The organism is Hydrogenobacter sp. T-8, from assembly GCF_011006175.1.
Lineage (GTDB): Bacteria > Aquificota > Aquificia > Aquificales > Aquificaceae > Pampinifervens > Pampinifervens florentissimum.
Map to the genome: position 1 here is coordinate 769,867 of NZ_CP048795.1, position 9,119 is coordinate 778,985.

At 42.4% G+C, this 9,119-nt stretch carries 18 protein-coding genes; 10 read left to right on the plus strand and 8 right to left on the minus strand.

Annotated elements, in window-relative coordinates:
* The first annotated feature begins 41 nt into the window (after positions 1 to 41).
* The 4 genes from G3M65_RS04495 (at position 42) to G3M65_RS04510 (ending at position 1,699) form a co-directional block, all read left to right on the plus strand.
* On the plus strand, positions 42 to 311 hold the full coding sequence (locus G3M65_RS04495) for a type II toxin-antitoxin system antitoxin SocA domain-containing protein (protein ID WP_173833398.1): 270 nt from the start codon (positions 42 to 44) through the stop codon (positions 309 to 311).
* A gap of 262 nt (positions 312 to 573) precedes the next feature.
* Entirely contained in the window at positions 574 to 1,038 is a 465-nt protein-coding gene (locus tag G3M65_RS04500) for a hypothetical protein (RefSeq protein WP_173833399.1), read from the plus strand.
* Between the two features lie 4 nt (positions 1,039 to 1,042).
* Positions 1,043 to 1,207 carry a hypothetical protein gene (locus tag G3M65_RS04505; RefSeq protein ID WP_173833400.1) on the plus strand — a complete coding sequence of 55 codons (165 nt, stop codon included), beginning with the start codon at positions 1,043 to 1,045 and terminating at the stop codon, positions 1,205 to 1,207.
* A 234-nt stretch (positions 1,208 to 1,441) separates the two neighbouring features.
* Entirely contained in the window at positions 1,442 to 1,699 is a 258-nt protein-coding gene (locus tag G3M65_RS04510; RefSeq protein WP_173833401.1) for a glutaredoxin family protein, read from the plus strand.
* Here the strand turns inward: G3M65_RS04510 and G3M65_RS04515 are convergent.
* From G3M65_RS04515 to G3M65_RS04550, 8 genes are read right to left on the minus strand one after another with little or no spacing between them, the layout of a single operon-like run.
* Positions 1,694 to 1,900 carry a hypothetical protein gene (locus G3M65_RS04515; RefSeq protein WP_173833402.1) on the minus strand — a complete coding sequence of 69 codons (207 nt, stop codon included), beginning with the start codon at positions 1,898 to 1,900 and terminating at the stop codon, positions 1,694 to 1,696. The genes G3M65_RS04510 and G3M65_RS04515 overlap by 6 nt on opposite strands.
* Positions 1,845 to 2,465 (minus strand): hypothetical protein, encoded by a 621-nt coding sequence (locus tag G3M65_RS04520; RefSeq protein ID WP_173833403.1) that lies wholly within the window; start codon positions 2,463 to 2,465, stop codon positions 1,845 to 1,847. Before G3M65_RS04520 ends, G3M65_RS04515 begins: the two co-directional genes overlap by 56 nt.
* Positions 2,465 to 4,036 (minus strand): DEAD/DEAH box helicase, encoded by a 1,572-nt coding sequence (locus G3M65_RS04525; protein ID WP_173833404.1) that lies wholly within the window; start codon positions 4,034 to 4,036, stop codon positions 2,465 to 2,467. Before G3M65_RS04525 ends, G3M65_RS04520 begins: the two co-directional genes overlap by 1 nt.
* Positions 4,023 to 5,246 carry an AAA family ATPase gene (locus G3M65_RS04530; protein ID WP_173833405.1) on the minus strand — a complete coding sequence of 408 codons (1,224 nt, stop codon included), beginning with the start codon at positions 5,244 to 5,246 and terminating at the stop codon, positions 4,023 to 4,025. The genes G3M65_RS04525 and G3M65_RS04530 overlap by 14 nt, the downstream gene beginning before the upstream one ends.
* Entirely contained in the window at positions 5,246 to 5,440 is a 195-nt protein-coding gene (locus G3M65_RS04535; protein ID WP_173833406.1) for a hypothetical protein, read from the minus strand. The genes G3M65_RS04530 and G3M65_RS04535 overlap by 1 nt, the downstream gene beginning before the upstream one ends.
* The gene (locus G3M65_RS04540; RefSeq protein WP_173833407.1) at positions 5,437 to 5,832 is read right to left on the minus strand and encodes a hypothetical protein; all 396 of its coding nucleotides are present in this window, start codon (positions 5,830 to 5,832) and stop codon (positions 5,437 to 5,439) included. The genes G3M65_RS04535 and G3M65_RS04540 overlap by 4 nt, the downstream gene beginning before the upstream one ends.
* A 12-nt stretch (positions 5,833 to 5,844) precedes the next feature.
* On the minus strand, positions 5,845 to 6,486 hold the full coding sequence (locus tag G3M65_RS04545) for a hypothetical protein (RefSeq protein ID WP_173833408.1): 642 nt from the start codon (positions 6,484 to 6,486) through the stop codon (positions 5,845 to 5,847).
* Between the two features lie 14 nt (positions 6,487 to 6,500).
* Positions 6,501 to 6,680, minus strand: coding sequence for a hypothetical protein (locus tag G3M65_RS04550; RefSeq protein ID WP_173833409.1), 180 nt, complete (start codon positions 6,678 to 6,680; stop codon positions 6,501 to 6,503).
* A 139-nt stretch (positions 6,681 to 6,819) separates the two neighbouring features.
* Here G3M65_RS04550 and G3M65_RS04555 point away from each other — a divergent pair, with 139 nt between their 5' ends.
* Genes G3M65_RS04555 through G3M65_RS04580 form a run of 6 tightly spaced genes read left to right on the plus strand, consistent with a single transcriptional unit; the run spans position 6,820 to position 9,108 of the window.
* Positions 6,820 to 7,209 carry a hypothetical protein gene (locus G3M65_RS04555; protein ID WP_173833410.1) on the plus strand — a complete coding sequence of 130 codons (390 nt, stop codon included), beginning with the start codon at positions 6,820 to 6,822 and terminating at the stop codon, positions 7,207 to 7,209.
* Positions 7,163 to 7,381 (plus strand): hypothetical protein, encoded by a 219-nt coding sequence (locus G3M65_RS04560; RefSeq protein ID WP_173833411.1) that lies wholly within the window; start codon positions 7,163 to 7,165, stop codon positions 7,379 to 7,381. Before G3M65_RS04555 ends, G3M65_RS04560 begins: the two co-directional genes overlap by 47 nt.
* Positions 7,329 to 7,562 carry a hypothetical protein gene (locus tag G3M65_RS04565; protein ID WP_173833412.1) on the plus strand — a complete coding sequence of 78 codons (234 nt, stop codon included), beginning with the start codon at positions 7,329 to 7,331 and terminating at the stop codon, positions 7,560 to 7,562. The genes G3M65_RS04560 and G3M65_RS04565 overlap by 53 nt, the downstream gene beginning before the upstream one ends.
* Positions 7,543 to 7,899 (plus strand): hypothetical protein, encoded by a 357-nt coding sequence (locus G3M65_RS04570; protein WP_173833413.1) that lies wholly within the window; start codon positions 7,543 to 7,545, stop codon positions 7,897 to 7,899. The genes G3M65_RS04565 and G3M65_RS04570 overlap by 20 nt, the downstream gene beginning before the upstream one ends.
* Positions 7,896 to 8,405 carry a DNA methyltransferase family protein gene (locus G3M65_RS04575; protein ID WP_173833414.1) on the plus strand — a complete coding sequence of 170 codons (510 nt, stop codon included), beginning with the start codon at positions 7,896 to 7,898 and terminating at the stop codon, positions 8,403 to 8,405. The genes G3M65_RS04570 and G3M65_RS04575 overlap by 4 nt, the downstream gene beginning before the upstream one ends.
* A gap of 55 nt (positions 8,406 to 8,460) precedes the next feature.
* Positions 8,461 to 9,108: an EAL domain-containing protein gene (locus tag G3M65_RS04580; RefSeq protein ID WP_173833415.1), complete on the plus strand. Its 648-nt coding sequence runs from the start codon at positions 8,461 to 8,463 to the stop codon at positions 9,106 to 9,108.
* The last annotated feature ends 11 nt before the right edge of the window (positions 9,109 to 9,119 follow it).

Sequence of the window (9,119 nt, forward strand, 5' to 3'; positions counted from 1 at the left end):
CTCTACTACCTTTTTGACTACCAGAACTATAATTAATAAGTATGGACCCTCTAAGAAGGGAAAAACTGGAGAATGCTATAGCCTACTTTGCAAAAAGGCATTATGAAAAGACTGGCAGACCACTAACGAAGATATACCTTTATAAATACTTGGCTTTCATGGATTTTCTATCGGTCAGAGAAACAGGAAGACCAGCTATAGGGCTTAGATATCTGGCAATGAAATATGGACCTGTGCCAGTGGGCATAATAGTCCATACTTTAGAGCCACCCTGCCTAATTCCTTTGCTACCTGTTTTGGTGCATATATAACAAAACCTTTTTCTGTAAGTTCCATTAGAAGAGATTCGCATAAGAGGAATTTCCATTTTTCATCTTCTTTCCCTATTCCGAAGGCATAGACCCATATGTTTGTATCCACAAGCACAGCCCTTTCCATAATGTAGAAAATGTAAGGTAAAGCTATTTTATGTCAAGCTTTATTAGAATACCTTACTTACAATGCTATTAATAGCGCTTAGCTAAAGCTAAATAATGTTTGACAAAATAGACGGGCTGGCTTATATTGATACCCATGCATGTAGTTCCAACCCGTGAAAGAAAAGGCAGTGTGTATTTCATACTTGGAAGGGTTGTCCATCCTCGTGAGGAGCCAATGAGCTATGAGGTAAAGGTTATAAGACCGGAACAGCACAAAGTGATTATTGGCAGGAAAGGGGTGTATATACTTGATGATACCCTCTGTAAAAAGCTAATCTCTGAGGTCTGGGAGGAGTATGTGAGAACCATATACGGAAAAAGGGAAAGAAGAACTAAGCAGGAAAGAGTAGAACATCCGGTGGAAATCTCGGAGGAAAGGTTAAGAGGTTTTATAAGGAAGGAAGGAATACATATTTCCACCGCTTCCTGTGCCTTTTTCTCTTATGTGGAGCCTACACCTGCAGAGGAGATGAAAAGGCTGATTGAAGATATCAGGGAGTTTTTTAGAAAAGAGCGTTCTTCAGGAGTTGAGATGTTAGAAGGCGGTAGCTATTATTAAAGCTATGCTCCTCAGGCTTGCCAGTCAGGAAGAGATTGATTTTTACCACGAAGTTATTTATCCTCTTCAGGACAGAATTATCCTTGCTATTACAGAAGAGTTTGGAGAACTCTTTTATTTGAGCGGTTCAGCAGCCCTATCAAGGTTTTATTTACAGCACAGTCTATAAAAACTTCGCTCTGGAAATTGTAAATCCTTTCTGAAAATATGGACAAGCGGGTTTCCAAAAATTCTTCCACCTTAGGAGCACTAAGGTGGAAACTTTGAAAATCAAAGCTTTGAGAGTGGTGATTTTAGGAAAGCTTTGAAAGACAAGGACTGAAAAGAAGGCAGGATTGCTGAGGGCAGGGGCAGGCTTTTCTGGGGAATTCCCCAGAAAAACTGAAATGCTATATTATTCTCTATGCTTGCGGAGTGTCTTATATTGCTTTTTACCCAGACAGGCTGTAGCTCCTGCAATGTGGCAAAGCATTACCTTGAAAGAATGTCCATGCCTTACAGGGTAGTGTCTATAGAAGAAAACAGGGAGCTTGCAAGGATGTATGGGGTGTGGGGTTCTCCTACCTTAGTGCTTATCAAAGGCAATGCGGTCATTTCAAGATACTATGGCTTTAACCCAGAGGGAGTGAAAGACTGGTATAAGGAAAAATGCTCCTCATAGCCCCCTCTTGATGAAAAACTCTTTTTCAAACTCAAGAGCTTTCTTTCTGTCTTTGAAATGAGCTATCTCCTTTCCATCCACCACCACAACCCAGCTTGTTTTCCAGCTTCTCAGCCACTCCACGCCCTTCTCAAACCTTACAAGCTCAAAAGCCTTTCTTAGAACTATCCAGAAAGCTCTTCTGACTTTGCCTTGAGGCACTATTTGACTTATCCTTTCTTCTCTTTTCTCTCTTAGCTGGCTCTCTAATGTCGGAAAGTCCCCCTTGAAAGTCCTCACTCTGCCTGCTTTGTCTATCTCTAAGTATCTCTTCATAGCTTTTTACCACCTCCTCATAGTTTATATCAAGCTCTTTCAAAAGACTGTCATCTAAAGGCTCTCTTTCTATCAGAAGTTCTTTTCTGTCCGCTATAGCTATGCAGTTAAGAAGATTGACAGCTCTTTCTTTTTCCTTAGGGCTTGTGAATATGTGGTCAAGAAGACTTAAGAGGTCTCTCTGTGTGTGAAGAGAAAGCTCAGAAAGGCACAGCACCGTCTCAAGAAAAGCAAGGTCAAGAGGCAACTTTTTCAGCATTGATACATAAGGATACTTTCCGTATTTGCCCTGACGCTCTTCTATAAACTTCACAATGTAGTAGCCTTCTGGCAATGGCTCCTGCCTTGAGTTTTCCTTAATAGCCACAAAGCCATCATAAAAGTATCCGTTTGCTAAGTGTAGCTCTCCTCTTGACCTTTCGTCATTATAAAGCATAAGCACTCCTACCATCAGCCTACCTCCAGAAGTAATGGGTCAAGCTCTTTTATCCTCTTTTCTACTTCTTCAAGCCCTTCAAAATACAGATAAGTGTCTTCAAACTTCTTACCTTGCAAAGTCCTCATTATCTTTCTTATGACAAGCAGTTCTTTTACCTCGTCATCTCTTGCTATAAAGCTCTCAAGGTCAGAAGAATAAAAGACCCTGTATTTCTTGTTTTCATAAAGCTTTGCCTGCCTGCTGACTATAAGCTTGGCAAGTCTTATATTTTCCTCAAGCTCAAGCTCAGGAAGATAAAACTTAGAAAGAACGGTTCTTTCAAGCTCTGAAAGTCCTGAGAGCGTCTTCTTTACACTTTCCGCCCACTGCCTTAGCCTTTTGACCTCTTCCTCTGTCAGCGGTGGCTCTGAATACTTTGACACATACTCTATCTCCTCATCAAAGTCTTTGTGTCCTTTCACTACAGCCTCTAAATCTACTGTGAGCTTTATAACAGGCTCTTCTAAGGGCTTTACAAGAAGAGTTCTGTAGTGGTCATGGCTTTCATAAAAGTCCTCATAAGGCACATAGTCATGCTTTAGAAAACCTACATACCCCTCATCAAAGAACCCTTTCCTTCCAGCCCTTCCTGCAAGCTGGACAAAGTCTATCTTGGAAAGCCAATCCTGCTCTCCTCTGCCAGTCGGCACTTTCAAGGTAGCAAACAAAACCCACTGAAAGGGAAGATTGACCCCCACTCCTAAGGCACTTGTGGCAAAGACTATGCTGATAAAGCCCTCTCTGACAAGACGCTCTATAAACCTCTTTTCCGTGTATGTGAGCTTTGCATGGTATTTAGCTATGCCGTGGAGAACTTCTGGAAACTTCTCAAGATTGACTTTAAAATCTTGAGCTATTTTCTGTATTTTTCTTCTCTTGAGGATTGGCAGTTGAGGATACTCAGCGGTAAGTCTTCTAACCATGCGGTCTATAGCATATGTATTGAAGACATACACAAGGCTATAAGGTGGTATGTCTTTCAGAGTGAAGACTTTTTCAGTAAATATGAGCTTTGTAGGTCTAAAGTCCGTCTCATACAGCACAAAGTCCTTGCCTGTGTTCTTCTCAAGATAAGCCTTTATTCTCTCTGGCTTAGAAAGAGTAGCACTCATTATAAGTAGCCTGTGGCTCTTCTGAGCGTATCTTATGCCGTCTATGTATGCCCTTGCCCTGTCTTTTGCAGAAAAGATATAGTGAAATTCGTCCATAACAACTTTGAAGTCCTTCTTCTGACGGGCATACTTCCTTGTGTATATCTCCTGCGTGCAAACCAGAATTGGTGAGTTTTCTCTTACTTTTACATCTCCTGTCTCTATTCCCACATGCTCTTTTCCATAGAGCTGGATTAATTCGTCTGTTTTTTCATTAGCCAGAGCCTTTATAGGCACTGTGTAGATTATCTTGTGCCTGCCCTCTACAGCCCCCTTTACATCCATCCACAGGTATGCCACTTTTGTCTTTCCTGCGTTGGTAGGGGCAGAGATTATCCCGTTCCTGTCTTTTATAAGCTCTAAGCACTCTTTTTGCCACTTATACAAGCTCATGTATGTCTTCCTCCCACACAAGCACCGTGTATTTCTTTACAAGCTCCACAAGCCTGTCAAAATGAGGATGCAGGTCTTTTGTGAGCTTTACATACCTTTTTGCCTTTTCAAGCCCTACCACATAGGCAACTCTGTAGATGGTGGCTATGTCCGCAGGTGTTATTCCTTGAATGCTTGCAAGCTTTGCGTCAAAAGGCAGTGAGTATTTCTGAGCGTAGTAGTCTATTATCTGGTTTCTCACTGATTGAGGCGGTGGAGTAAGCCCCAGCATGAAGTCCCACCTGCCAGTTCTCACCAGCTCCACAGGTATGTTGGTAAGGTCGTTAAGAGTGGCTATTATGTATTGTCCTCTCTTTCTGTCCTCAAGCCACGATAAAAACTCTCCCAAGAGCCTTCTGGATACTCCGCTGTCTCCTTGTCCTGTGCTAAGGGCTTTCTCAAATTCATCTATGAAGACAAAACAATCCCCAAACTGCTCAAGAGTTTTCAAGGCTATCCTCAAGTTCCTTTCACTTTCCCCCACATACTTTGAATACACCGCAGAAAAGTTAAACCTTACAACCACATCTTCCTTAGAGAGGTTCTTGGCTATAAGCGTTTTCCCTGTCCCAGGCACACCCATAAGGAGCGTTCCTTTTCCATGACCCTTCATGGCTTTTAAAAGCTCTATAACTTCTCCTAAACCCACCGCCTGCTCAACCTCATAAGGCTCAAAGACTTCAAGTATTCCACCTGCCTGCTTAAGTATTTCCTTTCTTGCCTCTTTCAAGTCTTTCCCAAGCCTTTTGGCTTTCTTTACTTCAACAGAAGATAGCCCCTGAAAGTAATCCTCTCCAGCCTCTTCTTGAGAAGGAAGATAGTCGTCTATCTCTACCACATGAGAAGAGACCTCTTGGGGTATCTCATAAGTGGCTGACAGCACATAAACATCAACGGGTGAAGAGCCAAGCATGTATTTTTCTACCATGTGAGCTATCTCATCAGCATTGAAAGGACAGAAATTCCTGAAGATATACACATGCTCTTGTCCGTCTTTCAAAGCTCTGAAAAAGCTCTCTCTGTCAAAGCTTTGTCCCTCCACAGTTTCTATGGCTGGTGAATAGACAAAAACTCTATACTGAGTGCCTTCCTCTATGTTTTTCCTCTGATAGCTCCTGACTATCTTGTCTATAACTCTCCTGTAGTCTTTAGTCCTTACCACATAAAACATTACCAGACCTCCTCTTGTGTTTGTGTTTGTTTTTCTTCATAGAGCTTTTCTACTTTGTCTATCTCCCCCTGAGCTTTCAACAGCTCAAGGAGTTTTTTCACATTAGGAGAGTATTCACACTGATTGCCCTGATAGCCTTCTGCTCTTATCAAGACCTTCCCCTCTTTGTCTATTTCAAACACCACCTTCTTCATAGCTCTTCTACCTCTATTACAAGCTTTTCTCTTTCTCTGTCGTAGCCTACCTTTGCATTTGGCACGCTTTTTAGAACCTCTAAAGCCTTCTTAACCATTGGGTAGAACTCTCTTATTGCCTTTACAGCGTCGTCTGCCTGCTTCTCTGTAATCGTGTGGTGCTTGTCTATGAAGAACCGACCATCTTGGTGGAATTCAAAGTAGCTCCAGTCTCTCTCTTTATGAATGACCTTTAGAACTCCGTCTTTGAGTATGTAAAGCCACTCCTTTGGATTAAAAGAGCCTACGCTGATGTTGTTTTCCTGCAGGAAGAGAAAGAGTTCATACAGAGTGTCAAGGTCTTTCAAATCTACATGAGGTAGGTCTATAACACCTTCAACTCTTATGCTCATGACAGAACCTCCTTAGCATCCACAATACCATTCACCATTGAGGTCTTTCGTAGCTTGCCCTGGGGGTATAAGTCTTCCACACTCCCAGCAACGCACCCATGTGGAGTTTGTGTATCTGTATCTTTCAGCCTCTTCTTTTTCTCTCAAGAATTCCAGATAGTTTTCCAATCTGTAATCTTCTACGCTCTTATAAACTCTTTGAGCCTTCTCTAAAAGCTCCTTTGCTGTCTTTTTGTATGCATTTTCAGAAAGAAGAACTTCTCCTTCATTACCTTTTACTCTTGCTACCACTTTAACCTTCCCGTCTTTTAGCTCTCCTGCAGTAAATACTACATCTCTGTCATGAACGTAGTGAGAGTAAGGATTTGCATAAAGAATAACCGCTTTTATTTTTTCACCAACGATTGCATAAACCTTTTCAAGCAAGTCCTTATCAACTTCATCTTCATACGTAAGCTCATGCCTTTTCCTTGTTCTTGTCTTTATCTCTATTGGAAATTTGTCCGCAAGCTTACCAAGTTTCCTGAGTGCCTTCTCACTTACCGTCCCCTTCCACACCTTTCTATCACCATCCCACCTTAAACCCAAGCTTTTTAGCTTTTCTTTAACATCGTAAGTCCTTCCGCTTACTTCTACATAAATACTTACGCTCATGTTCTACCTCCTACTTAGTTTTTCTCAGCTATCTCAAGGCATGTAAGGATATGTTCCAGCACAAGGGCAAGCTCCTCAGGTATCTCCCCTATCAGAACGTATTTCCTTAATTCCTCTTTCCTTATTAGCTTTTGCTTTCCGTCTTTAACTAAAACTACCACAGGCTTTTTCATACCTGCCACCTCCTTCTTCATGATGCCTATTATTATACCACAAATTTAGGACTTTGTCAAGTAGTTTTATAATTTTTCTGGGGAATTCCACAGAAAAGTGGGAAATGGTCTTTATCTGCTAAAATATTCTTAGCTCAGGACTTTAAAAGGAGGACTTGCTATGGCGTGGAAAAAGCTAAGGCAGAGAGAGAGCTATGAGGAGATATGGGTCTCCGTTGGCAAGGAAAAGGAAGGCTACTTTACACTTAAAGAGGGTGGTGAGCTTGTGGGATACTTTGAAAAGCTCAATCACTCTGAGAAGTTTGACAGTCCTATTTTGAACCTGGTATCAGAAGACAAAAAGACAAGGTATCTTCTCTTTGCTCCTGCTAATCTTGCAAGGCAGATGGAAGAGCTTGAGGACAAGGTAGGCTCTGGCGTGCTTGTAAGGATTATCTACAAAGGAAAGGAAAGAAGAGAGAGAGACGGAGAAGAAATCACATATCACTCCTTTGAGGTGGAGTATGACGATGAGAGGTGGCTTGAGGGTAATAAGGACAGACAGGGGTAGTGCGGAAAGGCTTGAGAAGAAGTTTTTAAGAAGGGGCTTAAAAGTAGCTCTTGTGAAAGAGGAAAGGGAGCTAAAAAGCTCCTTTCTTTCAAAGGCAGACATAGTTCTGGTGGTGGAAGATGGAGCAGGAAAGACTAAAAGAGGAGTTTTTGAAGAGAAAGAAAGAGCTTGAAAAGGCACTCATAGAGGTTTTTGGAGAGGAAGGCTACAGGCTTTTGGTGGAGCTTTATGAAAGCGGAGCCTTGAGGCATCTATTCGTGCCAGCCTCTTTTGCAAGTGAGTGGGGCATATATGTGTTGGAGGACGGTATAAAAAAGCTGGAGGGTTTTTCTCTTGAGAGAGCAGGAGCTTGAAAAAGAGGCTATTGCCTATACAATAGGGGGCTTTATACTGCTCTTTTCTCTTTTTGTTTCTGGCATAGCCTTTGAGGAAAGGCAGAAGTATCTTCAGTCTCAGGAAGAACGTCAGGCTATAGAGGAGTGTCTCAGGAAGGTAAAAGCCTACTGCGTCAAAAACAAAAATGTTGAGGAAGTGCTTTCTTCAAAGGTCTGCCCCCTTGTTAAGGACAGGCTATACCTGTGGGGGGATTTTAAATGCAGGTGGGGCAAGCTTTCGCAGGTGTGGATATCCTCATCAAGCCTGTCTGCTTATGGCAGTGGTGGAGAGGTGAGGCTCACAGAGAGGCAATGAAGAAGGCTCTTATATATGCGGGCAGGAATGATGAGCTGAGGACGCCTGCCTGTGCGGTCTATCCTCTTATTGAGTTTTTGCGTGGCTGGAGAGTTCTCTGGGAGCCAACAGACAGAGGAAATTCTGAGATATCAAGAGTTTTAAAAGAGGCTGGCTTTGAGGTCATTTCCACGCATATTGAAAAAGGCTTTGACTTTTTAAAAGATGAACCAGATTTTGGGTTTGACGCCATTGTGTCAAATCCGCCTTATAGCTTAAAGGACAGGTTTTTAGAAAGAGCTTATGCACTGAAAAAGCCTTTTTATTTTTTACTGCCTTTGACCGCCTTAGAGGGGGTAAGGAGAGGAAGGCTTTTCCGAAAGTATGGCATAAACCTTATCGTTTTTGACAGAAGAGTGGAGTTTATGGATAAAGGTAGCGTGTGGTTTGCAACAGGCTGGTTTTTCTGGTCGCCCTATAAGGAAAACAACAGGATATATTTTAAGGAGCTGCCATGCAAATCCTGATAGGGAATGCTTTGGCTTTGATGAGGCTCAGAGGCGTGCAGAGGAGGTTGTTTGTATGAAAAATGAAGCACTTATTAAGCTTGAGCCGGTAGTAAGTTTAAGAACGGACAAGGTAGTGGCTTATGAGGTGCTTTACAGGGGCTTTAACAGGGAGGCGGAGAAGGCTTTTGCGTCAATAGACGAGGAGTGGGATTATGAGATATTCCTGTCAAATGTGCTTACCCTCAGGCATATGCTGGAAAACGGCGTGCTTCCTGAGCCTCACAGGTTTTTGCTGAATATCAAGCCTTCCACTCTTCTTGTTTTTGCAGGCTCTATTATGAGCCTTATAGAGATGCTACCTTTTGTGGTAATCTTAGAGCTTCGTGAGGACTGGATAAGAGATAAGGAGCTTGTAGAGCTTGCCAGCCTCAGAAAAGAGGCTCCTTTTCTTCTGTCTCTTGACGACTTTGGTAAAGGAGCTTCCAACATAGACAGGATTATTACCCTTGAGCCAAATCTGGTTAAGCTTGACCTTGAGGTTTTAAACAAAGTGCCAGCCACCAGTCTTTTGCATCTTGTAGAGAGCATAAAGGGGCTGAAACTCCCCCTGCAGCTTGTAGCTGAAAAAGTGGAAACTCAGGAGCATCTCAAAAAGACAAGAGCCTTAAATATAGGACTGGCTCAGGGGTATCTGCTGGAGAAAAAACTTTTTGTAGTCTAAACTTTCTTCTA